Annotated in this window: 22 protein-coding genes; 10 read left to right on the forward strand and 12 right to left on the reverse strand. The window is 58.2% G+C overall.

Features of this window, described 5'->3' with window-relative positions:
- Nucleotides 1–174 precede the first annotated feature (174 nt).
- Together CU103_RS13155 and CU103_RS13160 are read left to right on the forward strand one after the other, a co-directional pair.
- Nucleotides 175–3,357 carry a PAS domain S-box protein gene (locus CU103_RS13155; RefSeq protein ID WP_106664392.1) on the forward strand — a complete coding sequence of 1,061 codons (3,183 nt, stop codon included), beginning with the start codon at nucleotides 175–177 and terminating at the stop codon, nucleotides 3,355–3,357.
- A 179-nt stretch (nucleotides 3,358–3,536) separates the two neighbouring features.
- Nucleotides 3,537–5,417: an AsmA family protein gene (locus CU103_RS13160; protein ID WP_106664393.1), complete on the forward strand. Its 1,881-nt coding sequence runs from the start codon at nucleotides 3,537–3,539 to the stop codon at nucleotides 5,415–5,417.
- Nucleotides 5,418–5,540: 123 nt separating this feature from the next.
- Here CU103_RS13160 and CU103_RS13165 read toward each other — a convergent pair whose 3' ends face one another.
- The 6 genes from CU103_RS13165 to CU103_RS31405 all read right to left on the reverse strand — a co-directional run bounded on the left by CU103_RS13165 (nucleotide 5,541) and on the right by CU103_RS31405 (nucleotide 10,913).
- Nucleotides 5,541–6,359 (reverse strand): ABC transporter permease, encoded by an 819-nt coding sequence (locus tag CU103_RS13165; RefSeq protein ID WP_106664394.1) that lies wholly within the window; start codon nucleotides 6,357–6,359, stop codon nucleotides 5,541–5,543.
- 2 nt (nucleotides 6,360–6,361) lie between these two features.
- The gene (locus CU103_RS13170) at nucleotides 6,362–7,273 is read right to left on the reverse strand and encodes an ABC transporter permease subunit (RefSeq protein ID WP_106664395.1); all 912 of its coding nucleotides are present in this window, start codon (nucleotides 7,271–7,273) and stop codon (nucleotides 6,362–6,364) included.
- A 12-nt stretch (nucleotides 7,274–7,285) separates the two neighbouring features.
- Nucleotides 7,286–8,431 carry an ABC transporter ATP-binding protein gene (locus CU103_RS13175; protein WP_106664396.1) on the reverse strand — a complete coding sequence of 382 codons (1,146 nt, stop codon included), beginning with the start codon at nucleotides 8,429–8,431 and terminating at the stop codon, nucleotides 7,286–7,288.
- A 71-nt stretch (nucleotides 8,432–8,502) separates the two neighbouring features.
- On the reverse strand, nucleotides 8,503–9,594 hold the full coding sequence (locus CU103_RS13180) for a polyamine ABC transporter substrate-binding protein (protein ID WP_106664397.1): 1,092 nt from the start codon (nucleotides 9,592–9,594) through the stop codon (nucleotides 8,503–8,505).
- 138 nt (nucleotides 9,595–9,732) lie between these two features.
- The gene (locus tag CU103_RS13185; RefSeq protein ID WP_106664398.1) at nucleotides 9,733–10,677 is read right to left on the reverse strand and encodes a DMT family transporter; all 945 of its coding nucleotides are present in this window, start codon (nucleotides 10,675–10,677) and stop codon (nucleotides 9,733–9,735) included.
- An 80-nt stretch (nucleotides 10,678–10,757) separates the two neighbouring features.
- Nucleotides 10,758–10,913 (reverse strand): hypothetical protein, encoded by a 156-nt coding sequence (locus tag CU103_RS31405; protein WP_162707220.1) that lies wholly within the window; start codon nucleotides 10,911–10,913, stop codon nucleotides 10,758–10,760.
- A 95-nt stretch (nucleotides 10,914–11,008) separates the two neighbouring features.
- Here CU103_RS31405 and CU103_RS13190 point away from each other — a divergent pair, with 95 nt between their 5' ends.
- Nucleotides 11,009–11,878 carry a LysR family transcriptional regulator gene (locus tag CU103_RS13190; protein WP_106664595.1) on the forward strand — a complete coding sequence of 290 codons (870 nt, stop codon included), beginning with the start codon at nucleotides 11,009–11,011 and terminating at the stop codon, nucleotides 11,876–11,878.
- Between the two features lie 102 nt (nucleotides 11,879–11,980).
- Here CU103_RS13190 and CU103_RS13195 read toward each other — a convergent pair whose 3' ends face one another.
- Entirely contained in the window at nucleotides 11,981–12,400 is a 420-nt protein-coding gene (locus tag CU103_RS13195) for a cupin domain-containing protein (protein WP_106664399.1), read from the reverse strand.
- Nucleotides 12,390–13,166: an SDR family oxidoreductase gene (locus tag CU103_RS13200; protein WP_106664400.1), complete on the reverse strand. Its 777-nt coding sequence runs from the start codon at nucleotides 13,164–13,166 to the stop codon at nucleotides 12,390–12,392. Before CU103_RS13200 ends, CU103_RS13195 begins: the two co-directional genes overlap by 11 nt.
- 240 nt (nucleotides 13,167–13,406) lie before the next feature.
- Here CU103_RS13200 and CU103_RS13205 point away from each other — a divergent pair, with 240 nt between their 5' ends.
- A complete protein-coding gene (locus CU103_RS13205) occupies nucleotides 13,407–14,990 on the forward strand; it encodes a winged helix-turn-helix domain-containing protein (protein ID WP_106664401.1) in 1,584 nt (527 codons plus the stop codon).
- A gap of 58 nt (nucleotides 14,991–15,048) precedes the next feature.
- Here CU103_RS13205 and CU103_RS13210 read toward each other — a convergent pair whose 3' ends face one another.
- Entirely contained in the window at nucleotides 15,049–16,491 is a 1,443-nt protein-coding gene (locus tag CU103_RS13210; protein ID WP_106664402.1) for a helix-turn-helix domain-containing protein, read from the reverse strand.
- Between the two features lie 260 nt (nucleotides 16,492–16,751).
- Between CU103_RS13210 and aceA the strand changes: the two genes are divergently transcribed.
- Both aceA and CU103_RS13220 read left to right on the forward strand, forming a co-directional pair.
- Nucleotides 16,752–18,041 carry an isocitrate lyase gene (gene aceA / locus CU103_RS13215; protein ID WP_106664403.1) on the forward strand — a complete coding sequence of 430 codons (1,290 nt, stop codon included), beginning with the start codon at nucleotides 16,752–16,754 and terminating at the stop codon, nucleotides 18,039–18,041.
- 97 nt (nucleotides 18,042–18,138) lie between these two features.
- Complete coding sequence (locus CU103_RS13220; RefSeq protein WP_027230260.1) at nucleotides 18,139–18,372, forward strand: SMc00767 family acetate metabolism repressor; 234 nt, start codon at nucleotides 18,139–18,141, stop codon at nucleotides 18,370–18,372.
- A 273-nt stretch (nucleotides 18,373–18,645) separates the two neighbouring features.
- Here the strand turns inward: CU103_RS13220 and CU103_RS13225 are convergent, their stop codons facing one another.
- Both CU103_RS13225 and CU103_RS13230 read right to left on the reverse strand, forming a co-directional pair.
- A complete protein-coding gene (locus CU103_RS13225; RefSeq protein ID WP_106664404.1) occupies nucleotides 18,646–18,888 on the reverse strand; it encodes a hypothetical protein in 243 nt (80 codons plus the stop codon).
- Nucleotides 18,889–19,324: 436 nt separating this feature from the next.
- Complete coding sequence (locus CU103_RS13230; protein WP_146147792.1) at nucleotides 19,325–19,606, reverse strand: hypothetical protein; 282 nt, start codon at nucleotides 19,604–19,606, stop codon at nucleotides 19,325–19,327.
- A 204-nt stretch (nucleotides 19,607–19,810) separates the two neighbouring features.
- On the opposite strand from CU103_RS13230, the gene CU103_RS13235 reads away from it, so the two are divergent.
- From CU103_RS13235 to CU103_RS13250, 4 genes are all read left to right on the forward strand, one after another.
- The gene (locus tag CU103_RS13235; protein ID WP_106664406.1) at nucleotides 19,811–20,485 is read left to right on the forward strand and encodes a Crp/Fnr family transcriptional regulator; all 675 of its coding nucleotides are present in this window, start codon (nucleotides 19,811–19,813) and stop codon (nucleotides 20,483–20,485) included.
- Between the two features lie 122 nt (nucleotides 20,486–20,607).
- A complete protein-coding gene (locus tag CU103_RS13240; protein WP_106664407.1) occupies nucleotides 20,608–22,041 on the forward strand; it encodes a glutamine synthetase family protein in 1,434 nt (477 codons plus the stop codon).
- Nucleotides 22,042–22,268: 227 nt separating this feature from the next.
- Nucleotides 22,269–23,555, forward strand: coding sequence for an NAD(P)/FAD-dependent oxidoreductase (locus CU103_RS13245; RefSeq protein ID WP_106664408.1), 1,287 nt, complete (start codon nucleotides 22,269–22,271; stop codon nucleotides 23,553–23,555).
- Nucleotides 23,556–23,845: 290 nt separating this feature from the next.
- Nucleotides 23,846–25,195, forward strand: coding sequence for a calcium-binding protein (locus CU103_RS13250; protein WP_106664409.1), 1,350 nt, complete (start codon nucleotides 23,846–23,848; stop codon nucleotides 25,193–25,195).
- 71 nt (nucleotides 25,196–25,266) lie between these two features.
- Here CU103_RS13250 and CU103_RS13255 read toward each other — a convergent pair whose 3' ends face one another.
- On the reverse strand, nucleotides 25,267–26,391 hold the full coding sequence (locus tag CU103_RS13255; protein ID WP_106664410.1) for a beta-ketoacyl-ACP synthase III: 1,125 nt from the start codon (nucleotides 26,389–26,391) through the stop codon (nucleotides 25,267–25,269).
- Nucleotides 26,392–26,448 lie beyond the last annotated feature (57 nt).

The raw sequence follows: 26,448 nt of genomic DNA on the forward strand, positions 1-26,448 counted from the left end.
GTGGAAATTATTATGTGGACGGTTGTCCCCCTGCGCCGGAAGTTAACTAAACCAGGAGAAAGGCATGTAAGATAAGGGGCTGCGAGTGGACGAATGGCGACGGGATCACTATTAACAAAGTATTAAGACGGCCGCGTGAACACGGTTGTTCACCCTTGGGAATACTGGTCACATATGGCATCTGGCACCTACCCATTCATCGACATCGCCGTACTGGACGAAATCCGCGAGCATTTCGCCAATGGCGATGCGCTCGTCGTCATTTCGCCGGATCTGGAGAACGTCATCTGGGCGAATGGCCAGGGTGCGGCGATGCTTGGCTATGGGGCGATCGACGAAATCCTGAGCGGCGGCGCAGTGTTCGACATACAGGCGCGGCGGCAGCTCATGGCACTGGATGGCTTTCCGGCCATAGGCCATGGGCGCACCGTTTCACTGCGCGTCGCGCTCGGCCTGTCGAGCCGTATCCTGACATTTCAGGCCAGTGATCTTGCTTTGCCGCGCGGCGAACGCGCCATTCTTCTGTGCATTGCCAATGCCAACCGCACAGGTTCGGAAAAGCAGACTGCTTCCCTCGCAATCAAGGGCTTTGGCGACCAGACCACCCATGCAGCGATGATCGACTCCGCCGGTACTGTCATCGCCGCCTCGCATCGGTTCCAGAATCTGGGTTTCGACGACAAGATACTCGGCGATCTCGTCCGCGAAGTACGGCTCGAACGGAACCGCCTCGTCAAGCGGCCCGTTCAGACCCCGAAAGGCGTGGTGCCTACCGGCATTGCGAGGCTCACCGATAGCCCCGCACTGCACCTGCTCTTCGCGATTGAACCGGAACTTGCAGAAGAGCAAGCGACATTCGCTGTTGCAGATGAAGCACGGCCCGTTGCTGCTCCTGAAACGGGATCAGCGAATAAAAGTGCCCGCGACGCCGATGAGGAAAAGCAGGCACAGTCATCGCTGGCATTGGAACGACCCACGGATCTGCCCATGCCATCCGCTACCGGCGGCCAGCACTCGAATCCGAACGAACGATCATCGGACACCTTTCGGTACACGCCGTCCAAGACGCCGGTTCGCTTCGCGTGGAAGGTTGATGCGCAGGCGAATTTCAGCGAGATTTCACCCGAGTTCGCGGCTGCGGTTGGGCCAGCATCGGCTTCGATCATTGGCAAGTCGTTCCGCGACGTAGCTGCCGGTTACGGGTTTGACACCGGCGCGGAAATCGCCGAATTGCTGGAACGGCGCGATACCTGGTCCGGACGGACTGTACTCTGGCCTATCGAGGGAACCGATCTGCGTGCGCCAATCGACCTTGCCGCGCTGCCGATCTATTCGCGCGACCGTGCATTCATGGGATTTCGCGGTTTTGGCGTGGCGCGAATGGGCGACGTGACCGGCGATCCCAAAGCTGTCGGCATGATGCTGACGGGTGCGCCCGGCGCCGGTGAAGAACAGCACGAAGTGCCTGTTTCCAACGAGGCAGCGGCGAGCGGCGACGCGTTCAACGGCGAAAAGCCTGCACTGACCATTACCGCGGATGTTGCGGGCAATGTCATTCCGCTCAGAACACAGCGCACACCCCGCGATGAAGGCCGGCTGAACGAGGCCGAGCGCAATGCATTCCGCGAGATTGCCGAAAGGCTGCGCCGCGAAGTATTGGCCGAGAACCCGAAAGACGCCAGCGAGCCCGCGGCGATTTCGGCCGAGGCCGCCGGTGAAACGGGAGAGGCTCCCTTCGCGGCGCGAAGCCAGACTGCGACTGCAAAGATACCCGACGCGGAAGTTGTAGGCCCGGGCTTCGCCAGTGCCAAGGGCACTGAGAAGGACACCGGGCCGGTCCAGGCCAAAGCGCCTGGCGAAGACTTTGCCGAGGATATCCGCACGCAGGCGCGGCAAGGCGTTGACACGTCGATTCTCGCTGCCTTGCCGGTGCCCGTGCTGATCCACCGCCACGGCCGGATCCTTTATGCCAACCCGGCATTGCTCGAGGCAATACGCTATCCCTCCCCTGAGGCCATCAACGAAGTGGGCGGCCTGAGCACGCTCTTTGCCGATGGAGCCGACGACGACGAGGACGAGGCCGGCATGAACCTGCGCCGCAGCGACGGCTCGGTTACGCGGGTGCAGGCACACCTGCAGGCGGTTCGCTGGGATGAAAACGGCGAACGGGCCCTGCTGCTGGCGCTGTCACCCCAAACCCAGACAATCAGTGATTTCGATGCCGGTGAAAGGCAGCTGCTGCAGACACGCATCGACGAGCTCAACGCAATTCTCGATACAGCGACCGACGGCGTAATCCTGCTCGATTCATCGGGCGCTATCCGGTCGATCAATCATTCCGCCGCAGCGCTTTTTGGCTATGAACCGGAAGAAGTGACCGGCAAAGCCTTCTCGCTGCTCTTCGCCATCGAAAGCCAGCGCGCGGCGATGGATTATCTGAACAGTCTTTCGGAAAATGGTGTCGCCAGTCTTTTGAACGATGGACGCGAGGTCATCGGACGTGAAAGCCAGGGACGCTTCATCCCGTTGTTCATGACGATCGGAAAACTCGATGTGTCCAAGGGATATTGTGTCGTGCTGCGCGACATCACCCATTGGAAACGGGCCGAAGAGGAGTTGATCAGCGCCAAGCGCGAGGCTGAGCGCACATCGAGCCAGAAGAGCGAATTTCTCGCGCGTATCAGCCACGAGATCCGTACACCGCTCAACGCTATCATCGGTTTTTCGGAGTTGATGGCGGACGAGAAATTCGGACCCATCGGCAGCGAGCGCTATCGCGACTACCTCAATGACATCAGCCGTTCCGGCAACCATGTCCTGTCGCTCGTCAATGATCTCCTCGACATCTCGAAGATCGAGGCAGGTGCGGTGGAGATGGATTTCGAAGCGGTATCGCTCAACGATGCGCTGACCGAAGCCGTTGCCATCATGCAGCCCCAGGCCAACCGCGAACGCGTCATTATCCGCTCAAGCCTGACCTCGCGGCTGCCCGACATCGTCGCCGATCACCGATCGATCACGCAGATCGCGCTGAACCTGTTGTCAAACGCGATCCGCTTTACAGGGCCTGGCGGACAGGTAATCGTATCGACCAGCTATGAGGCCAGCGGCGACGTGCTTTTGCGCGTGCGCGATACGGGTATCGGCATGACCAGGGCGGAGGTCGAGCAGGCCTTGCGCCCATACAAGCAGATCACGACGCCCAAGCATGCGCGCAGCGACGGTACAGGTCTTGGCCTGCCGCTGACCAAGGCAATGGCCGAAGCCAACCGCGCAAATTTTACGATCGATTCCACGCCCGGACGCGGAACAATGGTCGAGATTACATTCCCTTCGACACGTGTGCTGGCGGAATAGATTGCGCCGGCGGGGCGCTCACTCCCGAAAAGCACGCAATTGTTTCAATATGCAACAATTTGACCGTAATGGGCCTATACCGACTTGAATTGCCCTGCATGATCGCTAAACGGTGGATGGCGAAGCACAGATCCTGCCGGTGCGGATAACCGGCGGGATATGAAATATCGGAAACGCTCATGTCCTGGTACCGGCCGAGGCACTTTCTCGCAACGATCTTGACGATGGCTCTCGTTGCCGGGGGCATCCTTCTCGCCTTGCCGTATCTCGTCAGCACGGATCTGATCCGGGCAAGGCTGATCCAGGAGATCAGCAACTGGACTGGCTACACCGTCGATTCGCGTCAAACGCCTCAGATATCGTTTTTTCCTGTTTTCAGCGCATCGCTGGGCGAAGTGACCATCCGCAATCCATGGCAAAGTGAAGGCGCGCCGTTCATGCAAGCGGAACGGATCGAGGTTGATCTGTCGCTGATATCGGCTTTGGCCGGCAACATCGAATTCACCGAGACCAAAATCGTCCGGCCGCGGTTTGTCATCGATGAACCAATCAAGAGCCTGTCACAAATCGGCGAGGCTCTGGCCAAGAGTGACGGGCGGATCGGGGATGTCGTGCGGGAAGCGCGAGCGGCCGTTGAAGCCGATCCGGCTAAACCGGACATGAGCACGGTGTCGTCGCAGCCGTTCGGGCGCGTGCGGCTCGAAGATGCGATGGTGACATTCAAACGGCCGATCAATGGCGCGGAGGAACAGATATCGAGCATCAGCGGCGTCTTTGACTGGCCGCAAACATCCGGTGTCGCCAGTTTCCGCGGGACGGCGATATGGCATGGGGAAGAAACGGAAATCGACAGTTCCGCTACCAGGGCATTGCTGCTGCTGGCAGGAGGAACCAGTCCGCTTCAAGTGAATCTCAGTTCGACACCTCTGACATTGTCTTTCAACGGATCGGCAAATATTTCCCGGGATCAATTCTTCGAAGGAACCCTGTCGCTGACCTCGCCCTCGCTGCGCAGGACGCTCGAATGGTCGAGAATGGCCTCGGTGCCCAATGCACCGATCGGCAGCTTCGCGCTGGATGCTTCCGTCTCCGGCTCCGCCAACCGGATGAAGCTGGATGGATTGACGGCCACGCTGAACGACAATCCGGCCAAGGGTGGCATCGAGGTCGTGCTCAACGAGGGCGCGCCAAGTATCACAGGCACCCTCGCCTTTGAAACGCTTGATCTTCATTCGGTTTTCTCGGGTTTCATGCCTCTGCCCGGCGGTTCGACAAGTTCAGATTCAGTCATCAGCACCGACTTCCTGAAACAGCTCACGCTCGACCTGCGCCTTTCCACCCAAAAGGCGACGCTTGGACCAGTAAACCTTTCGAAGGTCGCCGCAACGGCGCAAATCCGCAACGGCCGGGCCATCTTCGATATTGGTGAGGCATCGGCCTTCGACGGTTCGGTGGCCGCCAGCTTCCAGCTTGCGGACGAAGGCGACGGTGTAACGCTGGGAGAGCTGCGCCTCAACGGGACCGACGTGAACAGCACGTCAATCGCATCATTGGTTGGCCTTGGAAGTCGCTTCGAACTCGGAAAGGGTACGATGTCCCTCGTGCTGAAAGGGCCAATATCGCGCTGGTCCTCGGCACTGGCCAACGCGAAAGGAACACTGAGCATGCGCTTCGGCTCGGGTCAGATCCGCAGCCTGGATTTCAACAGCCTGCTCGGCAAGGCGAAGTCCGACCGCTTCTTCAGTCTTAACGAAAAGACTGATGCCTGGCTGGCTTTCGACAGGCTGGAGATCAAGGCCAATATCATGGATGGCGTCGCCGCACTCGATACGGCGCAGATGCAGACCAAATCGGGTATGCTGAACTTCGCCGGCATTGTGACGCTGATCGGCAAGAGCCTCGCGCTGACCGGTGATTTTGCCGCTCCTGTGGCGGCGCCGGCGCCCGCAGAGGGCGCAGCCGCCGATGCACCCAAACCCGAACCGGCATTCAGCCACACGCGCTTCTTCATCGGTGGTTCCTGGGATAATCCTTTTATTTCACCGATCATTTCCCAGTAGACGAAAGACGCTCAGGACGGCAGGGGTTCACTTCAAGAAGAGGGTGATGCCCAGCGGTTCCGCTTTGCATAGGACCGGATCTTGGGTGGAGACGCTATCTCCGGCTCGGGTTGTCCGGGTTTGTCAGTTCCGGGCGGCTGCCTGTTCGTCACGGGCCTTTTGCACTTCACGGCGCTTGTTGGCGATCGATGCAATGATCACACCGACTGCGACGATTGCAATCAGGATGGTACAGGCGGCGTTGATCTCCGGCGTCACGCCGAGCCGGACCTGCGAATAGATGCGCATCGGCAAAGTGGTGGCCCCGGGCCCGGAGGTGAAGCTCGAAATCACGAGATCGTCAAGCGAGAGCGTGAACGCGAGCATCCAGCCGGAAACGACGGCTGGAAGGATTACCGGCAAGGTTACCTTGAAGAAGGTCGTAACCGGCGTTGCACCCAGATCCATGGCAGCTTCTTCCAGGGAGCGGTCGAACGTAACCAGTCGCGACTGCACAACCACCGCCACGAAGCACATGGAAAAGGTGATATGAGCGAGCGTGACCGTCCATATGCCACGATCGAAACCGATCGCCACGAACAGGAGCAGCATTGAAAGCCCCGTGATGACTTCCGGCATGACGAGTGGTGCATAAATCATTGCCGAGAACAGCAGGCGCCCGCGGAAACGCGTGTAGCGGGTCATCGCCAGGGCGCCAAGCGTTCCGAGGACCGTTGCGACCGTTGCCGAGATGAGGCCAACGCGTATTGTCACCCACGCTGCATCGATAAAGCTCTGATTGTTGAACAGCGACACATACCACTTGGTCGAGAACCCGGCCCAGACTGTGACGAGACGGGATTCATTGAACGAATAGACGACCAGAAGCACGATCGGCAGATAGAGAAACGCGAAGCCGAGAACCAGCGAGGCAATATTGAAGCGGGACCATGTGGTGTTCATTTTTATTTCTCGCTTTCCTGCGCCCGTGCTTCAGCCCGCTGGAACAGGACGATCGGGACGATCAGCAGCAGCAGCAAGACCACCGCGACCGCCGATGAAACAGGCCAGTCCCGATTAGAGAAAAACTCGCTCCACAGCGTCTTGCCGATCATCAGGGTCTGCGACCCGCCGAGAAGATCCGGAATGACGAATTCGCCGACAGCCGGAATGAACACCAGGAAACAGCCGGCGATAACGCCCGGCATCGACAGGCGAAAGGTTATTTTCCAGAAAGCGAGTATCGGCGGACAGCCTAGATCCTCGGCTGCCTCAACCAGCGAGTAGTCCATCTTCTCCAATGCCGAATAGATCGGCAGGATCAGGAATGGCAGATAGGAATAGACAATCCCGATAAAAATCGCGGTGTTGGTATTGAGGATGTTGAGCGGCGTGTCGATGACGTGCGCCCACATCAGGAACTGATTAAGCAGGCCTTCGGGCTTCAGGATACCGATCCAGGCATAGACGCGGATCAGGAAGCTGGTCCAGAACGGCAGGATGACCAGCATCAGCAGCGTTGGCCGTATCGTCGCCGGGGCACGCGCCATACCATAGGCGATGGGATAGCCGACGATGAGCGTCAAGACCGTCGAGACGGCGGCGATCAACAGGCTTGACAGGTAGGCCTTGTAATAAAGCGGATCCTCGACAAGCCAGATGTAATTGTCCCACGAGAACTGTCCGAAGCTGTCCTTCAGCCCCTGCCAGCCCGCCGACAGATCAAACGCCGGAGCATAGGGCGGGATCGACATCGCCACTTCCGACAAAGAAATTTTGAAGACGATGATGAAGGGAATGAGAAAGAAGATCAGGAGCCAAAAATAGGGGACCGCTATGACCAGCCGGCTTGCAACGGACGCTATGAATTTCTGCATGACATCGCCTCCTTACGACGTCAGCACGATACCGGCATCGGTATCGAAATTAACCCAGACCATATCGTCATAGCCGAGCGGGTCCTCGACCGTGCGCACCGCGTTCAGGCTCGCAGCCTTGATGATCCTGCCGCTCTCAAGCTTCACGTGGAAAACGGTCATATCGCCGAAATAGGCGATATCCCACATTTCGCCATGGGCGGAATTGATCGACGGGTCTGCTGGCTGCTTGCGGCTAATACGGATTTTCTCGGGTCTGATGGCAAAGCCCACGGGCTGGCCGACGGCACAGCTTTTCAAAGCGTCCGTGCGGATCGTGAAGTTTTCCGGCTCGACGGCGATGTCGATTTTGCCGTTGGCCACCGCTGCGGCCGTACCTTCGAACATGTTCACATTGCCGATGAAGTCGGCGACAAATTTCGAGTTGGGAGCTTCGTAGACTTCGGCCGGCGTTGCCACCTGCATGACCTTGCCCTTGTCCATGACTGCGATCCGATCGGCCATGGTCATCGCCTCTTCCTGATCGTGGGTCACCACCACGAACGTCAGGCCGAGCTTCATCTGCAGGTCCATCAGTTCGAACTGGGTCTCCTCGCGCAGCTTCTTGTCCAGCGCGCCCAGCGGCTCGTCGAGCAGCAGGACCTTCGGCCGCTTGGCGACGGCGCGAGCAAGCGCCACACGCTGGCGCTGGCCGCCGGAGAGCTGATGCGGCTTGCGCTTGGCGAAGCGTTCCAGCTTGACGAGTTTGAGCATTTCGCCGACGCGCGCCTCGATGTCGCCCTTCTGCATGCCATCCTGCTTGAGTCCGAAGGCGATATTGCCTTCGACCGTCATGTGCGGGAACAGCGCATAGGACTGGAACATCATATTGACCGGACGCTTGTAGGGCGGGATGCCTCGCATATCCTGGCCATCGAGGAGGATGCGGCCAGCGGTCGGTTCCTCGAAGCCGGCAAGCATGCGCAGCAGCGTGGACTTGCCGCAACCTGAGGCACCCAGGAGCGCGAAGAACTCGCGATTGTATATATTCAGGGACAAGTCATCGACGGCTGTGAAATCGGCGAACTTCTTGGTGACGTTCTCGATGGCAATGAAGGGCTTTGCTTCGGGATCATTCCAAGGTGCGAATTTGCGGCGAAAACTTCCCAATGATTTCATGATTTGCCCCGGTATTTCCATTCACCATGTGAAAGACCCCGGCACTGGATGCCGGGGTCTTTTTCTTTGAGTTATTGGCCTGTGACCACTTTCGTCCACAGCCGTGTGACCACACGCTGCACCTTGGTATCATAGGGCGCCACGGTGAAAAGCTTGGCCAGCACCTCCGGTGTCGGATAGATCGCCGGGTCATCCAGGACGTCCTTGTTGATGAACTGCTGCGATGCCTTGTTGCCATTGGCGTAGAAGGTGAAATTGGAGGCCTTTGCAATGACTTCCGGCTTCATCATGTAGTTGATGAATTCATGCGCTTCGGCGACGTGCGGAGCATCGGCCGGAATGGCCATGACGTCGAACCACATCTGCGCACCCTGCGGAGGAATGGAATAATCCACCGTTACGCCAGCCTTGGCTTCCGCAGCGCGGTCGCGGGCCTGGAAAATATCACCCGAGTAGCCGAGGGCCAGACAGATGTCGCCATTGGCCAGGCCATTGATATATTCCGAAGAATGGAATTTACGCACATAGGGGCGGATGGTTTCCAGCAGCGCCCCGGCCTTGGCCAGTTCGTCAGGATCATGGCTGTCGGGATTAAGGCCGAGATAGGCGAGAGCGGAGGGCAGAACATCGGAAGCCGAATCGAGGATATGGATGCCGCAATCCTTGAACTTTGCCGCCAATTCCGGCTTGAACAGCACGTCCCACGTCGGTTTCTCGTCGGTTCCGAGGATAGCCTTCGCCTTGTCGACATTGTAGCCGAGACCTGTGGTGCCCCACATATAATCGACAGAGTACTCGTTGCCGGGGTCGTATTTCTGGATGCGCTCGCTGATCACGTCCCACATGTTGGAGAGGTTCGGCAACTTCGACTTGTCGAGTTTCTGGAACACGCCGGCAGCGATCTGGCGCTGCAGGAAGGATGCGGTTGGAACGACAACGTCGTAACCGGTGCCGCCGGCAAGAAGCTTGGTTTCAAGAATCTCGTTGGAGTCGAACGTGTCGTAGACGACCTTGATGCCCGTCTCCTTGGTGAAATCCGTCAGGATGGAATCATCGATATAATCCGACCAGTTATAGATATTGACAACACGCTCCTGTGCCCATGCCGAACTGGCGAGACCAAGTGTCAAAGTGGCCGTCAATAGAACAGATTTGATACCCATTTATTTCTCCGTGCTGCCGGCACGCCAACTTCTGGCAATGCCCCATGGTTCCCGTTGTTACCCCACCTTTTTAGATTGCGAAGGGTTCGTCAACTGGCTTGAAGCAACACCTTTGTCTAAATTTGCGCAAATGCGAAGTTACGACGAGAGGATGGGCTGAGTCTGACGTTGGCGGCGGTATTCCCAGCCGAGGTGCAAGAGCAGCGCGCACAGGATGATAGCGCCGCCGACGATGGTGCGGGGTGCTGGAACCTCGTTGTGCAGAAGCCAGACCCAGACCGGGCCGAGCACCGGTTCGAGCGTGCTGATCAGAGCGGCCAGTGCCGAAGGGATAAGGCGGGCGCCGCTGACGAAAAGCGCAAGGCCGAGGCCGAGATTGACTGCACCCAGCGCAAAAAGCAGACCGAAGTCGCGTGCGCTTGCGGAAAACCCTCCTGCCAGGAGCGATGCGACACAGGCCGCGATGAACACGCCGAGGAAAACCGCCGGCGTCATCCGCAGATGCGCCTTGCGGCGGGTAATGACAGTCGCCGACGCAAAGGAGACGGCGATCAACAGCGCCAGCATGTCGCCGATGGGCGAAACAGCGCCATCGAGTGAGTCCGATACCATGATGGCAACACCGGCAATGACGACGGCGATGGCGATCCAGGTCGCGGCGCTCACCCGCTCGCGGAACAGCACCCACGAGATCAGGGCCGCAAGCAGCGGCACCCCGGCCTGCAGCAGCAGCACATTGGCGACGGTCGTATAGGATAGCGCGATGATGAAGGAGGATGAGGCGGTGGCGAAGCAGATGGCGACACCGAGACCAGCCAGCCCCATGTGCTGGAAGAGCCGCAACGTTCCGCGCGGGCCATCCCGGACCAGCATGAAGCATAGCAAGAACAATGCGGCAAAGAATGACCGCCAGAAAACAACCGTCCAGTTGTCGCTGACCTCGAGGAAGCGGGTCAGGGCTCCGCCGGTGCTCCAGGCAATCGCTGCACCCGCCACCAGCAAGCAGCCGATCGCTGCTTCCGAAGAGCTTTTTGCAGGGTCAGGCCCGGTGACAGGGGGCAGTGGAACGGCGGAGACACTCATGCGCGCACAATGCCAAGCCTGCATGCAAGGTCAAGACCGGATCACGACCTGATATTGTCGATTTCGCGCCACGTTGACGCTCACCCGGCCATCGTGCGGATCATACGCTCGATCCAATTGAAAATCCTGTGGCTGCCGTTGCCGAAGCGAACGTAGAATTCATCTTCGGTCAGCGTGCGCGGATCGCGGCCCGCGACTTCCCGAAGGGCGAGTGTCCATAGCAAGCAAGGGTCCATGTTTATCTCCATTGAAAATCAACTTGCGGTGGATGCTTAAATTGATCAGAATTTTCGCGATTTCTACAACCGCAGCTGAAATGTGTTTTTCAAAAATGAAAAATGACAATTGGGACGATCTGAAGTTCTTTCTGCATGTTGCGCGTGAGGGCGGGTTGTCTGGCGCGTCGGAGAAAACCGGTATCAGTCCGGCGACAATCGGCCGGCGCGTGCTGGCGCTGGAACGGCAGATGGGGCGCAATCTCTTCGTGCGGCGGCAGACCGGCTATTCGCTGACCAAGGACGGCCAGTCATTGCTGTCGCATGTGGTCGCGATGAACGAGGCCGCCCAGTCGATCAATGCCTGGAACGAAGACGTCCATGAACTGCCGGCGGTGCGCATTTCAGCGGGCAGCTGGATGTCCCATTTCATGGCGGTCAATCTGGACCAGCTTTGGACGCCGGACGACCCGTTCCGGATATGCTTCAAGACAGCGGAAATCCGGCTCGATCTCGTGCATCGCGAGGCCGATATCGGCATTCGCAACCGTTTTCCCGAAAGCGACAATCTGGCGGCCAAACCGGTCGGAGACGTCGCCTACGCGCCCTATTGCGCCAGTCATTTCAACATGGTGCGCGATTGCAACTGGGTGGGCATCGGCGCAGACGATGCCGTGACCCCATCCGCACGCTGGCTGCTGGCGCAAAAGGATTTGTGGGTGACGATCTGGGCCAACACGCCGCGCATGCTGCACGACCTTTTGCGCAGCGGAGCCGGACGCGGTGTCCTGCCCTGCTTCGTCGGCGATGCCGACGCCGCCTTGCTGCGCGCCGGAGGTGAGATCAAGGATCTCTATCACCGGCAATGGCTTGTCATGCACAATGACGACCGGCATCGTCCGGAAATCCGCACGCTGGTCGAACGGCTGGCTCAACTGATCGAAAAGCAGCAACCGCTTTTTCGCGGGCAGAGACCGCGGGCGTGAGGTTGCTGAACAAGCGGCAAACGGTTTGGCGAGCACTTGACACAGAGGCAGCCGGAGGACCCTCTGCTCCCCCGGCAGTTCGTTTGCAATTTGCGATGCGCCTCACTCCTTGTCGTCGGTGGCGAGATTCGTTTCAGTGGAATCGACTACAAAGACTGCCAAAAGCCGTGCGGGTCGCGTATCGCTATCATTGGCGCTAACGCCATGATGGTCGCCGGGTACTTCAGCGAAGCTCTCGCCGGCTCGATATACTTTCTCCGGGCCGTCATTGACTTTGCTCCGGATCGCGCCCTCGAGGACCGTCGCGTAGATGAACGCAGAGTCGGGGTGGGTGTGTGCCGGCGATGAGCCACCGGGTTCATATTCGACCAGCACACCTTTCATGCTTTTACCCGGGACGTTCGGAAGCGCGTGATCGAAGACCAACGTGATTTTGGACTTGTCGCTCGAAACGTCATGGGCGAATGCTCCAGTCAGGGAAAGCGCCGTCAGTGCAACTCCGCACAGCAATCTATTGAACATTGGATTTTTCCCTGGCTTGAGCTGCGGAATAGCTGAGCCAGTCCTCAAAACGGGTCGAGCCGATACGGGGATTGTCGCCCGGGTTAAGCGATTGATCATTCAACTCGGTGCCAAAATACCGGGCGTGGACATCGGCAACAACTGTCCGCGGGTCGTCCGTGGCATGCAAGTATCGACGCACAATTTCGTCGAGGGGCAGCCGTTCCGGACCTGCGATTTCGATAGTGCCGTTCGCCGGCACGCCAATTGCAATTTTGGCCATGGCGTTTGCAACGTCATCCGACGCGATAGGCTGGAGAAGGGCCGGTGAGAGGCTGACTGTCTGCCCGACGGTGGCCGCCTGGGCAATGCCGCTCATGAATTCAAAGAACTGTGTCGAACGGACGATCGTGTAGGGAATATTCGCGCTCTTGATCAGATTTTCCTGAGCCAGCTTCGCACGGAGGTAACCGCTCGCAGGAAGGCGGTCGGCGCCGACCACCGACAGCGCAACATGATGAGACACGCTGGCGGCGGCTTCCGCAGCAAGCAGGTTGCGACCGGACTTTTCGAAAAACTCCAGCACGGCCTTGTCCTCGAATGAGGGCGAATTCGCCACATCCACGACAACCTTCGCGCCCATGAGCGCTTCAACCAATCCCTCACCCGTGATGGTATTGACGCCCGAATTGGGTGACGCGGGCAAGACCTCATGCCCATGCTGGCGCAGGTTGTTGACCAGCTTCGTTCCAATGAGGCCAGTGCCTCCGATAACGACTATTTTCATGGCTAGATTTCCCTATGATACCGGCCGCATCAATTGCGATCGATTGCCATAGAGATTGCCCGCAAGATGACCGGGAGTCCTTGTGGGGACCTTGCATTGCAATTGACTTAACATTGTAAATTTGTCCAAGAGCCAAGCAGCGATCCGTTCGTGAGGCAGCGAGTGTGGTAGCAATAGCTCGCCACCGACCAGTCCAGCCCCCGGTTCCGTGCCCCGCAAATGGTCTTAAGGAGCGTCCCAGTGCAATTCGTGTTCGCGGACTACATTCTCAACACTGACAAACGGGAACTCACCAAGGGATCCGAGGTGGTTGCTATCGGCCCGAAAGTATTCGACCTGCTGGTTCACCTGGTTGAGAATCGCGAGCGGGTCGTCAACAAGGATAGTTTGCTGGACTCGATATGGGGTGGCCGGATCGTTTCTGAGTCAACCATAACCAGTCATATCAATGCGTTACGCAAGGCGCTCGGCGACAGCGGCGGGGAGCAGCGCTTGATCCGGACAGTCGCTCGCAAAGGCTTCCGGTTTATTGGCGACGTCCGGGAAGTGCCATCGCCGGATACATTCAATCCCCCGGAGACGGAGCCCGCCGAGACGGACGAGCCATCTGGATTTGGCCTGGCCCTGCCCGACAAACCCTCCATTGCCGTGTTGCCGTTCCAGAACTTGAGCGGCGATCCGGAGCAGGAATATTTCACTGAAGGCGTGGTCGAAGACATCATCGCCGCGCTGTCCCATATCCGCTGGCTGTTCGTCATCGCGCGCAATTCGAGCTTCACATATAAAGGCCGGGCGGTTGACGTGAAGCAGGTTGGCCGCGAGCTGGGGGTGCGGTACGTGCTTGAAGGCAGCGTGCGCAAGGCGGCAAACCGCGTGCGCATCACAGGGCAGCTCATCGATGCGACGACCGGCGGGCACCTCTGGGCGGACCGCTTCGAAGGCACTCTCGACGACATTTTCGAGCTTCAGGATCAGTTGGCCGCGAGTGTCGTTGGCGCGATCGCGCCCCAACTCGAGAGAGCGGAGATCGAACGCGCGAAACGAAAACCAACCGAAAGTCTCGACGCCTATGACTGCTATTTGCGTGGAATGGCGAAACTCCAAAAAGGGGCAAGGGAAGACGTCAACGACGCACTGCCGTTCTTCTATAAGGCCATGGAACTCGATCCGGATTTCGCGTCGGCCTACGCTATGGCGGCCTGGTGCTATTTCTGGCGCAAGGTCAACGGCTGGATGACGGACCGGCGGCAAGAACTGGCCGAAGGCACCCGATTGGCCCGCCGGGCCATCGAATTGGGCAGAGATGATGCGGTGGCCCTGACGCGAAGCGGGCATGCGCTTGGCCATCTCATGGGTGACCTCGATGGCGGCATCGCATTGATCGACCGGGCGCTGATGCTCAATCCCAACCTTGCGGCCGCATGGTTCCTGGGCGGCTTCCTCAGAACCTGGCGCGGGGAACCAGACGGAGCCATCGAGCACTTCACGCGCGCAATGCGCTTGAGCCCGCTGGACCCGGAGATGTATCGAATGCAGGCAGGAATGGCCATGGCGCATTTGTTTGCCGGCCGGTTCGACACAGCCTCGTCATGGGCGGAAAAATCGTCCAGGGATTTGCCGAACTTCCTGATGGTCATCGGCATTATCGCAGCAAGCCATGCCCTTGCCGGCCGTGCGGACAAAGCGCGGCAAGCAATGCAGCGCTTGCAGCAGCTCGATCCGGCGCTGCGCATATCCAACGTTACGGATTGGCTTCCGATACGCCGGCCGGAAGACCTCGCAATGTTCGTCGAGGGCTTGCGAAGAGGCGGGCTTCCGGAATGACAGCCGGATACAAGCACCTTGTCCAAATTCAGGGCACGCGCCGCGCTCTACGCCTTACTCATTGAAAATCAAACGCACTCAGCCCGGTCACCATCTCGTCCAGCCCCAGCGGGCGCGTCACCGGCGGTTCGGCGCGGGAGAGGCAGGCCGAGCGCTCGCACAGGCGGCAGGCGGGGCCGACCGGCGTCGAACCAACGAAACGCCCGAGCGGCGGTGCGCTGATGCTCCGGTTGCCGAGTGCGCTGCCATAGACCGTCTGGTCGGCATATTCGATGTCGCAGCCGAGAAGGATCGCCGTGCGGCGCGGGCGCTCGTTGAAAGCGCCCTGCGGTCCTTCCAGCGTGCGGGCGAGGGTCAGGAACTCGGCGCCGTCCGGCATCTCGACGGCCTCGACAAGGATCTGCCCAGGCTGGGCGAAGGCGGCGTGGACGGGAAGCTTCGGGCAATCGCCGCCAAAGCGCGATTGCGGATAGCCCTGCGCCCCTGCCCGGCGGAAACGGTTGCCGGCATGATCGACCTCGAGCATGAAAAACGGAATATCGTTCTTGCCCGTAAGGGTTGTCAGGCGGTTGGCCGCCTGTTCGAACGAAACGTGGAAGCGCGACCGGAGAACGTCAATATCGTAGCGTGCGCGGGTGGCAGCGGTCTGGAATGCCTGCCAAGGCATCATCAGCGCGTGCGCGGCATAACGCCCGAACTCAAAGCGGGCGATGCGCCTCGCCTCATCGGAAGAGAGTTTCAGGTCCTGGATTTCGGCGGCGATGACCACCTGCATGCGCATGAGCACTGCTTCCATCGCCACTTCACGCAGCTGGTCGAAGGGTGACAGGCGTTCGGAGATGAACAGGCGCTGCGAATGGCGGTCATAGCGGCGGCGCCAGTTCGGCATGGTCGCCACGGGAAGAATGCGCACAGATATGCCATGTTCGCTCTTCAGCCAGGCTTTGAGTGCTCCGAACAGATCGTCACCCGGCTTGATCAGGCTGGCGAAACTGTCGACCTCGCCTTCGATGCGCGCAAAGTGGTTGGCGCGGCGCTCCAGCACCTCACGCACCTCATTCAGCGGCAGGCGCGTGGCAGACAGGGAGGGTGCGCGGCCATCCCTGGCGAGGAGTTCCGACAGATCGGAAAGCCGCTCCTGCTGTTCCTTGTAGGCACGATAGAGCTTGATGAAGCCGGTGGTCGCGTTAGGGGCCGCATCGCTGATTTCGATGAGCTCCTGATCGCCCGGCAATTCGCCATTGAGCAGAGGATCGGAAAACATCTCTTTCAGTGCCGCCATGGAGGACCCGGTTTCCATCTGCAGCGTATCGAGCTCGATCTTGTAGGTGAAGGAGAGCTTAAGCAGCAGCTGGACGGTCAGCGGCCGCTGATTGCGTTCGATCAGGTTGAGATAGGACGGCGAAATGCCCAGCGCCTCAGCCATCGCCGTCTGGGTCAGACCGCGTTCGTTGCGAATGCGCCTGATGCGCGGTCCGGCGAAAATCTTGCCTTCGGCCATGGGACTCCTCTACCCTACGCGTTTCGGGGTATTCTTGACAAGATTTACACAAAATTCTCTCAGATCGCAATATTACAATCTTTACAAATTTACAATTCCACTTTGTCAATCACTAGACAGAATAACTCGATAAATTGGCATGAAACCGCGATATTTCTGGACCATATCGCGCCGCAATGTAAATTTAGTCATATCAACGCAGCCGCCAAACTCCCTATCAGGCAGGTTGCGGCGGGACAAAACTCTTTGTGGAGACGATAATGACTGATTTTTACAGCCTCGTACCAAATGCACCGGAGGGCCGCTATGATGGTATCGAACGCCCCTATACACCTGACGATGTCAAGCGCCTGCGAGGCTCGGTTCAGATCAAATATACTCTCGCTGAGAACGGTGCCAACCGGCTCTGGAAGCTCATCCACGAAGATGGTTTCGTCAATGCGCTGGGCGCTCTCTCGGGCAACCAGGCTATGCAGATGGTTCGCGCAGGCCTCAAGGCAATCTATCTTTCCGGATGGCAGGTCGCGGCGGACGCAAACACAGCTTCAGCCATGTATCCTGATCAATCGCTCTACCCGGCCAATGCCGCGCCGGAGCTGGCCAAGCGCATAAACAAGACGCTGCAGCGCGCCGACCAGATCGAGACGGCGGAGGGCAAGGGCCTTTCGGTCGACACCTGGTTCGCGCCGATCGTTGCCGATGCGGAAGCCGGCTTCGGCGGCCCCCTCAACGCCTTCGAGATCATGAAGGCTTTCATCGAGGCAGGCGCTGCCGGTGTCCACTATGAAGACCAGCTCGCTTCGGAAAAGAAGTGCGGCCATTTGGGCGGCAAGGTGCTGATCCCGACGGCAGCGCATATTCGCAACCTGAATGCTGCGCGGCTGGCCGCCGACGTCATGGGGACGCCGACACTGGTCATCGCCCGTACCGACGCGGAAGCCGCCAAGCTTCTGACCTCGGACATCGATGAACGGGACCAGCCCTTTGTCGATTACGATGCGGGCCGGACGACAGAAGGCTTTTATCAGGTCAAGAACGGCCTTGAGTCCTGCATTGCCCGGGCGATAGCCTATGCGCCGCATGCGGATCTCATCTGGTGCGAGACATCGAAGCCCGACCTCGAACAGGCCAGGCGTTTTGCAGAAGGCGTGCGCAGGGAGCACCCGGACAAGCTGCTCGCCTATAATTGCTCGCCTTCCTTCAACTGGAAGAAGCATCTGGACGAGGCGACGATCGCCAAATTCCAGCGCGAGCTGGGCGCGATGGGTTACAAGTTCCAGTTCATCACGCTGGCCGGGTTCCACCAGCTCAACTTCGGCATGTTCGAACTGGCTCGCGGCTACAAGGAACGCCAGATGTCGGCCTATTCGGAACTGCAGGAGGCGGAATTCGCCGCCGAGGTCAACGGCTACACCGCGACCAAGCACCAGCGCGAAGTCGGCACCGGCTATTTCGATGCGGTTTCGCTGGCAATCACCGGCGGCCAGTCTTCGACCACGGCGATGAAGGAATCGACCGAGACGGATCAGTTCCGCCCGGCTGCCGAGTAAGACCCAATACGGACAGGCGGCACGGCCCACATCTGCCGCCTTTCCATCCCGGACGATCAAGGGATCGTTCGCTGCAACGCCAGAAAAGGAGAAGATCATGGCACCGCAGACACGCGTCAAGGAACGGGCCGAGGAGCAATCATCGGCCATGAATGCAGACCAGCAGGCTGTCATTCGCATGGTCGCCAATGACCTGCATCGCCTCAACCAATCCGTCATGAAGGCGGTCGACGCCGGCGTGTCCGTTGAACTGGTCCGATCCGCCCGCCATCATGGCGGCGACGGCAACTGGGGCGATCTGCTGATCCCGGTGGTCGTTACAAGGCAGTAGATCTGCTTTCGCAATTCCGGACGGAGAACCGGTTACCGCTTTTCCCGGGAAGAAGCTGCCGTGGCCTTCTCTGGTTTCGGTCTGGAACCAGCACGGCACGCAGAACCGCTCGCAAGCAATTGCGGGCGGTTTTGCTTTTGGTGATTGAAGTCACTGCGTGGTCCGGTGAGCCTTTCGAACCACGCAGTGCTAACCGGAGCGACCGACCCCACGCCCGTCTGCTCCGATACGTCGTCCCTCCCAAATAACCGCTGTATCGCGTCTTCCCACAAGCTATTGCAGGAACAGCTCTTTTACAGCTTGCACCGATACAGTTTTTTCAATTTGCTGGTCCGCAGCATAGGCAAGCACCAATCCAACGATTGCTCGCGTCGTCTCCTCCGACTGCCATCCGGCTTCGGCCGCCTCGGCGGACAGGCAATCCATGACCCATGTGAATCTTTGACTCAGCGCGATCTGACAATCATAGGCCCGGCGAGGATAATCAGTCGGACGCAGCGGTTTTGCAATATTCATGCCTCCTCCAATCCGCTAGACAACGAACCACTTGAGAATGGCAATTAACGCGACCTGCGTTTGCGTTAGTGGGACTTTAAAAGCCTCAGTTGCATTCGCTCACGCCTCTTGGCCTTCCGCAAGGCTGGCCTTTCGAGCCCCTTTGTCACGGTTAGAGCTTTGAGAAAGAAACCCATCAAATACCTTTCAGTATCGTGGCGTATTCTGACGATATGGCTTCGATCGTGATACGGCCGAACTCCGTAGCTCGATCGTGATACGGCCGAACTCCGTAGCTCGCAAAATAGCAAACGTTCTGCACCTAAATCCTTCTCCCAAAAGAAAGAAATATAAAAACCACATATTTTTCAGTTATATTACAAGATTTCGAGTTTATGCTCAATTTTGTGTACGTCAATAGACAATAGTCATTACAAAATTGTTCCGAATGTGGTTTCTAATCTATCAAATCACCCCAATCGGCGTCCCAAAGATCGAGATTTTCGATAATAACGATGACCTTCGCAAAACCGTAATTCTGCCTCACATCCTCGGCCCGTTCGAGCGCGACCGGCACGTATGTCGCATACAAATACGTGCCTGCGCCGGTTTGACCGTTCTCATCCCAGAAAATATCTGCGACTGTTTTTCCTCCATTTTCGAACACGAATACTTTGACTGCGTCATTATTTTCATAACTATCCAAAGTAAATCTTTTATATTTTGCAAAATGTGTCATAATGAAACTCAGAGAAAATATCGCCGATCTTTCGGGAATATATTGATAGACAATGCGAGAATTGTCCATTGGCAGACAATGCATTGTGTCACTTTTTTATTTCGATATTTATACCATTTCATCACGCAGGATTCTCTGTTCCCGCGGGAAGGGAATAGGATGCTAACTCCACAGTCTGCGTATGAGAACAGGCTTCTCAGGCATATGCGTGCAAGCGATTTGGATCTGCTCGCGCCGCATCTCGTGGCCCAGAAACTGCCGTTGAGACACATCGTCGAGAAATCGCAAACACCGGTTGCCGAGGTTTACTTCCTTGAATCCGGTCTGGCCTCGATTGTCGCCAAAATGCCCGACGGCCGTGATATTGAGGTCGGCATTTCCGGCAATGATGGAATGACCAGCTCCGCGGTCGTTCTTGGCGGAATGCAATCGCCGCACGACAGCTACATACAGGTCGCTGGCGACGGTTACAGTATCGCTACCGTGCACCTTCAACATGCCATGGAGACGAGCAAGACATTGCGCAACTACCTGTTGCTCTATGTCCATACAATGATCGTTCAGACTGCATCGACGGCTTTGGCGAATGGCCAGGCCAGTGTTGCGGCGAGAATGGCCCGTTGGCTGCTCATGGTGCATGACCGCACACATGGCCCTGAAATCGTGCTGACGCACGAGTTTCTGGCGATCATGCTTGGAGTAAGGCGGCCATGGGTGACGGAAACACTGCACGTCCTGGAAGACAAGCGGCTGATCCGCGCCAAGCGCGGACTGATAACGATTGTAGATCGCGCAGGGCTCATTGCGGAGGCCGACGGCTTCTATGGGGTGGCCGAGAAAGAGTACAGGCGCCTTCTGGGTGTCAATCTGGCGCGATAAGCGCCTGGACAGGGGCTCGCGACCAGGCGTCGCGCGGCCATTCCACAATTTTCACCGCCCCGCCTCCCATCCCGTCATAATTTGTTCTATCATCCTGTCACCGCAACTCATTCTGGTGATTGATGCCTTCCGAAACTCCTGAAAAGAAACCCGCACGGACGACCACCCGGCGGCGTACGCCCGCTTATGTCAAGGCAACTCGCGGCGTGAAAAACTGGCGTGAAGCTTCCGAGTGGCTGGCCTGGCGGGATATCGAAGACATCGAGTGCATCACGCCGGATCAGGCTGGAGTAGCGCGCGGCAAGATGATGCCGTCGAAGAAATTCACCTCCAATACATCGCTGGCCCTGCCCTCCGCGGTCTTCATGGCGACGATCTCCGGCTCCTATCCGGAAGACGGGCATGGTTTCTCCTATCCGGAAGACGATGGCGACCTGAAGCTGATGCCGGATCTATCCACGCTTTCGGAAGTGCCGTGGGAAAGCGACCCGACCGCGCAGGTCATCTGCGACCTCGTCAACAAGGACGGGCAAGCTGTGGAGTTCACGCCGCGCAATGTGCTGAAGCGCGTGATGGCCGCTTACAGCAAGAAGGGCCTGAAGGCGGTCGTCGCGCCGGAAATCGAGTTCTATCTTGTCAAGAAGAACCCGGATCCGGATTATCCACTCACCCCGCCAGTCGGGCGCTCAGGCCGCGCCATCGGCGGCGGTCAAGGCTACTCCATCGCGGGCGTCAACGAATTCGACGAATTGATCGACGATATCTATCATTTCTCCGAAAGCCAGGGCCTCGAGATCGACACGCTGATCCATGAGGAGGGCGCGGCGCAGCTCGAAATCAATTTGCGTCACGGCGATCCGATCGAGCTTGCCGATCAGGTGTTCCTGTTCAAGCGCACCATCCGCGAGGCGGCGCTGAAGCACGACATGTACGCAACCTTCATGGCCAAGCCGATCCAGGGCCAGCCGGGATCGGCCATGCATATCCATCAGTCGATCATCGACAAGAAGACAGGGCGCAATATCTTCTCCAATCCCGATGGCACGGAGAGCGAGGCCTTCCGTTTTTTCATCGGCGGCATGCAAAAACACGTCCCGGCTTCGCTGGTGATGTTTGCGCCATATGTGAATTCCTACCGGCGATTGACGCCGGCGGCCTCCGCGCCTGTCAACGTCAAATGGGGCTATGACAACCGCACCACGGCCTTCCGCGTGCCGCGTTCCGACCCGGCAGCGCGGCGCGTCGAGAACCGCATTCCCTCCTCCGACGCCAACCCCTATCTGGCGCTGGCGGCCTCGCTCGCCTGCGGCCTTATCGGCATGAACAACAGGATCGAGCCCGATGCGCCGGCTTCGACGACAGTCAATGACAGCCTGATCGAGCTGCCGCGCGGACTGATCGAGGCAACGATCCTGTTCGAGCATGACAAGGATCTCATCGCCATGCTGGGCGAATCCTTCGCCATCACCTACGCCGCGATCAAACGCGCCGAGTTCGAGACCTTCATGGAGGTTATCAGCCCGTGGGAGCGCGAATTTCTGCTGCTCAATGTGTGATGCTGCAGCCTTATCTCCCTTTGCGGGGAGAAAGCGATTTCAGCATCTTAGCCTGGCTAAGTGCCAGAAATCGCAAGAGAGGGGGTAGTGCTCCGCACATAGAGACAAATCCCCTCACTTGGATTTTCCAAGGATTTAGCAAAGAAGCTAAATCCAAGAAAATCCTTTCTCTCCCACATGGGGAGAGATAGAGCAGCGCCAGTATTTCCAGATCGGAATGCACAATAATGCACTATCAGTCCCCCATCTCCCCCGGCATCTCCTGGTACGAAACCACCATCGATGATCGCATCGAATACCCGGCGCTGGACGGATCGCGGAGCGCCGACGTCGTTATCGTGGGTGGCGGTTTCACCGGCCTGTCGGCCGCCGTACATCTGGCGTCGGCGGGTGTCGACGTCGTCCTGCTTGAGGCCTGGCGCTTTGGCGATGGCGCTTCGGGGCGCAATGGCGGGCAGCTTGGCACCGGACAGCGCGCCTGGGCGGAAGACCTCGAAGCGCAATATGGCTTCACGCGCGCCAAGGCGCTGTTCGATCTGGCCGAGGACGCCAAGGCACATCTGCTTGAATTTGCCGGAACCCACAGGATCGATATCGAATATGTGCCGGGCCAGATGTCTGTCGTGCACAAGAAGCGTTACCTGAAGGACTATCAGCGCCACGCCGAGCTGATGGCCACGCGTTTCGGCTATCCGCACATCCACTACATGGACGCGAACGAGACCGCCGAGCGCCTGGGCTCCACGCGCTATCTCGGCGGCACCTACGATAAGGGCACCGGCCATATCCAGCCGATGAAACTGGTCGTCGGAACCGCCAAGGCTGCGGCACAGGCAGGTGCGCATCTTTACGAGAACACCAAGGTAACCTCCATCAAATCGGAAAATGGCCGGGTGATTGTCACGACGCCATTCGGCAATGTGACGGCAGCGAAGGGCCTGATCGCGGTCAATGCCTATGGCGGCAATCTCGAACCCATCAGCGCGTCGCATGTCATGCCGATCCGCTCGTTCATCGGCGCAACGGTGCCGCTGGCCGACGACAGTCCGGTGCTGCCTGGCGGCGAGAGCGTCGACGATTCCCGCTTCGTCGTGCGCTATTTCCGCCGTTCGAAGGACGGACGGCTGCTATTCGGCGGGCGCGAGGCCTATACGGCGGACAATCCGCTCGATATCAGCACGCATATCCGCCGCCAGATCGCCGAAATCTACCCGGCGCTCGCCAATGTCGAGATCACCCAGGCCTGGGGCGGTTCTGTCGGCATTACCCTGCCGCGCCAGCCTTTCGTGCGCGAGGTCATGCCCAATGTGATCTCGGCAGGCGGCTATTCCGGGCATGGGGTGATGCTGTCGAACTTCGTCGGCAAGCTCTACGCCGAGACGGTGGCGGGCAATCGCGACCGGTTGAAATTGCTGGAGGAGCTGAAAATCCCGGCCTTCCCGGGGGGGCGTAAGTTCCGGGCGCCGCTGCTGTTCCTGGCACTCAGCTGGTATGCGCTGGTGGACAGGATTTGATGGGGTAACTGCAAAAATCGGCGTTGAAAGCAAATAAGCCAATAAATACAACGCTCATTTTAGTACAAAAGCATTAGGTCAACAGCAACAATTCATCCTGAACGAACACAAAAATACACTGTTTGATTTATACGCAAACAAAGAGTATTCTACATACGTACGTATTCTCCAGTATAAATGTGGCGAATCACGCAGATAACAGCAAAACAAATTAATGAGATTTACTATTGCAGGGTCAAAGAGCCCCGCGATGGGGTTTGCCCTGCGATAGGATCAGGGAGGGTAACGTTATGGCTACTCAGAATGTATTGGATGCATTTTATATGGGCCTGCTGGGCGTAGGGAATGCAACACCCCAAATCGGCACGGCACGGGGCGACACACAGGCGTTTCTTCTGACTTTGAATTCCAATCACTATTATCAGGGTCTCGACGGCAATGACACCATTACCGGCGGACCCGGAAACGACTACATCGAGGGTGGGGGCGGCGCGGATATCATTCTCGCCGATCTTGGCGGTAACAGCGACACACTTGGATATTTCAATTCCGACGCTGGCGTTAATGTGACACTCAGCTTGCTGGGTGGCATCCAGAGTGCGTCCGGCGGACATGCGCAAGGTGATACTGCGGTCGCCGGTTTCGAAAATCTCGTCGGCTCGACTTTCGGCGACACGCTAACGGGCAATGACGCGCCGAATGTGATTTTCGGTATGGCTGGCGACGACATCATCAACGGCATGGGCGGCAACGACTCATCATTGAGTGGCCAACAGGGCAATGACACGATCGACGGCGGCGGCGGTAATGACACGCTGTATGGCGGCAGTAATGATGACACGCTTCGTGGCGGTATCGGTAATGACACGCTCAATGGCGACGCTAACAATGATCGGCTCGAAGGAGGCGCCGATAGTGACCAGCTCTTTGGCGGAGATGGTGATGACACGCTGATCGGTGGTCCTGGCGGTGATCTCGTCCAGGGGGGGACTGGCAATAATACGGTCAGCTACGAGACTTCACTGACGGGAGTAAACGTCAGCTTCAACTCAGGAGGCGGAACCGTCAGCGGTGGCGACGCCGAAGGCGACACCATCTTTCAGTGCATTAACATCATCGGCAGCGGGTACGGAGACGACCTCAGAGGCGATCAATTCAGCAATATTATTAGTGGTCTTGCCGGGAACGACGAGCTTCATGGCAGAAGTGGCAGCGATACGCTTAACGGTGGCGATGGTGACGACCGCCTGTGGGGAGACAACAATAATGATACGTTGAATGGAGGCAATGGCAATGACATCCTGCGCGGCGGCGGGCAAGCGGACATAATGAATGGCAATGCTGGAGCAGACACCTACACATTCGACAGTTGGGCCGAGTTGAGCAACAGCGGTAGCACCACGACGCCAACCATATACATGGATAATCTCGACAAGATCGATTTTTCTGCAGTCGATTACTCTGGGCTACCCGGACAGCAGCACCTGGTGTTCAGGGATCATGTTACGGGGGGTATATCCTGGGTTGAGTCTGGTTCAGGATACGACGTCACGATATGGGCGAGCAACCTAACCGTCCAAGGCGAGATAAGGATCGAAGATCCCAGCCATACGCTGAGTCAAAGCGATTTTATCTTGTAGGTCGCTTCGACACTCCAAGCTTCTGTAGCGCAAAGAAGAAACCTGTTTAAACAACAGGTTTCTCTTATCTTCTACACCTTCCGTACAATCACGCTGCCCACAGAATACCCCGCCCCGAACGAGCAGATCACTCCGAGGCTGCCGGGCGCGAGGTCGTCGGAATATTTGGAAAAGGCGATGATCGAGCCTGCGGACGACGTATTGGCATAATCCTGCAGGATGTTCGGCTGTTCGCCAGCCTGTGGCTCGCGGCCGAGCACCTTGACGCCGATCAGGTCGTTCATGCCCTTGTTGGCCTGGTGCAGCCAGAGCCGCGACAGGTGCGCCGGTGCGATGTTCTCGTCAGCAAGGTGAGTGAGGATCAGATCAGCAACGATCGGCACCACCTGCTTGAACACCTTGCGGCCCTCCTGGCGGAATAGCATGTCGCGCCGGTCGGCCATGTGCCCTTCCCGCGTGCGGCGCAGGAACCCGTTATTGTTGCGAATATTGTTGGAAAACTGCGTGAGACAGCGGGTCGAGACGATTTCGAACCGGTCAGCGGCGGTGGCGAGGTCGTCGCGCTCGAGCAGGACGGCGGTGCAGACATCGCCGAAGATGAAGTGGCAGTCGCGGTCGCGCCATTCGAGATGCGCCGAGCAAATCTCCGGATTGACGATGAGGATGGCGCGGGCAGAACCCGAGCGGATCATATCCGCTGCCGCCTGGATGCCGAAGGTCGCCGAAGAACAGGCGACATTCATGTCGAAACCGAAACCCTCGATTCCCAGAGCCTGTTGCACCTCGATGGCGATGGCGGGATAGGCGCGCTCGTGATTGGAGGCGGCGCAGATCACCGCGTCGACCTCCGAGGCCGTCCGTCCGGCTTTGGCAAGTGCCAGCATTGCAGCCTTCACCGCCAGTTCGGCCATCACCGACAGTTCGTCATCGCTGCGTTCGGGGAGAACGGGATGCATGATATCCGGATCGAGAATGCCAGACTTGTTCAGCACATGGCGCCGCTCGATGCCGGAAGCGCGTACAATGAAATCCTCATTGGACATGGTCATCGGCTCGCGGGTGCCCGCGGCGATCCCGTCAGCATGAATTTCGTTCTGCCTTGTGGCATAGGTATTGAATGCCTCGACGAGTTCGGCATTGCTGATGGACTGTTCCGGCGTGAAGACGCCCGTACCGCTGATGACAACTTTATGCATGGCGCTTCCAGAATTTCTCACTCAAGAAAAGCGATAAAGATTCCCTGCGTTTCACGC

Origin of the sequence: Phyllobacterium sophorae, from assembly GCF_003010965.1 — a bacterium.
Taxonomy (GTDB): Bacteria; Pseudomonadota; Alphaproteobacteria; order Rhizobiales; family Rhizobiaceae; genus Phyllobacterium; species Phyllobacterium sophorae.

What these genes read in the sequence shown, in the direction of transcription:
- CU103_RS13235 (WP_106664406.1), top strand. Translation starts at nt 19,811, where the DNA reads ATGCGTGCAAGCGATTTGGATCTGCTCGCGCCGCATCTCGTGGCCCAG.
- CU103_RS13185 (WP_106664398.1), bottom strand. Translation starts at nt 10,677, where the DNA reads ATGAGTGTCTCCGCCGTTCCACTGCCCCCTGTCACCGGGCCTGACCCT.
- CU103_RS13155 (WP_106664392.1), top strand. Translation starts at nt 175, where the DNA reads ATGGCATCTGGCACCTACCCATTCATCGACATCGCCGTACTGGACGAA.
- CU103_RS13255 (WP_106664410.1), bottom strand. Translation starts at nt 26,391, where the DNA reads ATGCATAAAGTTGTCATCAGCGGTACGGGCGTCTTCACGCCGGAACAG.
- CU103_RS13225 (WP_106664404.1), bottom strand. Translation starts at nt 18,888, where the DNA reads ATGAATATTGCAAAACCGCTGCGTCCGACTGATTATCCTCGCCGGGCC.
- CU103_RS13240 (WP_106664407.1), top strand. Translation starts at nt 20,608, where the DNA reads ATGCCTTCCGAAACTCCTGAAAAGAAACCCGCACGGACGACCACCCGG.
- CU103_RS13245 (WP_106664408.1), top strand. Translation starts at nt 22,269, where the DNA reads ATGCACTATCAGTCCCCCATCTCCCCCGGCATCTCCTGGTACGAAACC.
- CU103_RS13195 (WP_106664399.1), bottom strand. Translation starts at nt 12,400, where the DNA reads ATGTTCAATAGATTGCTGTGCGGAGTTGCACTGACGGCGCTTTCCCTG.
- CU103_RS13175 (WP_106664396.1), bottom strand. Translation starts at nt 8,431, where the DNA reads ATGAAATCATTGGGAAGTTTTCGCCGCAAATTCGCACCTTGGAATGAT.
- CU103_RS31405 (WP_162707220.1), bottom strand. Translation starts at nt 10,913, where the DNA reads ATGGACCCTTGCTTGCTATGGACACTCGCCCTTCGGGAAGTCGCGGGC.
- CU103_RS13210 (WP_106664402.1), bottom strand. Translation starts at nt 16,491, where the DNA reads ATGGCCGAAGGCAAGATTTTCGCCGGACCGCGCATCAGGCGCATTCGC.
- CU103_RS13250 (WP_106664409.1), top strand. Translation starts at nt 23,846, where the DNA reads ATGGCTACTCAGAATGTATTGGATGCATTTTATATGGGCCTGCTGGGC.
- CU103_RS13170 (WP_106664395.1), bottom strand. Translation starts at nt 7,273, where the DNA reads ATGCAGAAATTCATAGCGTCCGTTGCAAGCCGGCTGGTCATAGCGGTC.
- CU103_RS13230 (WP_146147792.1), bottom strand. Translation starts at nt 19,606, where the DNA reads ATGACACATTTTGCAAAATATAAAAGATTTACTTTGGATAGTTATGAA.
- CU103_RS13160 (WP_106664393.1), top strand. Translation starts at nt 3,537, where the DNA reads ATGTCCTGGTACCGGCCGAGGCACTTTCTCGCAACGATCTTGACGATG.
- CU103_RS13165 (WP_106664394.1), bottom strand. Translation starts at nt 6,359, where the DNA reads ATGAACACCACATGGTCCCGCTTCAATATTGCCTCGCTGGTTCTCGGC.
- CU103_RS13200 (WP_106664400.1), bottom strand. Translation starts at nt 13,166, where the DNA reads ATGAAAATAGTCGTTATCGGAGGCACTGGCCTCATTGGAACGAAGCTG.
- CU103_RS13190 (WP_106664595.1), top strand. Translation starts at nt 11,009, where the DNA reads ATGAAAAATGACAATTGGGACGATCTGAAGTTCTTTCTGCATGTTGCG.
- aceA (WP_106664403.1), top strand. Translation starts at nt 16,752, where the DNA reads ATGACTGATTTTTACAGCCTCGTACCAAATGCACCGGAGGGCCGCTAT.
- CU103_RS13180 (WP_106664397.1), bottom strand. Translation starts at nt 9,594, where the DNA reads ATGGGTATCAAATCTGTTCTATTGACGGCCACTTTGACACTTGGTCTC.
- CU103_RS13220 (WP_027230260.1), top strand. Translation starts at nt 18,139, where the DNA reads ATGGCACCGCAGACACGCGTCAAGGAACGGGCCGAGGAGCAATCATCG.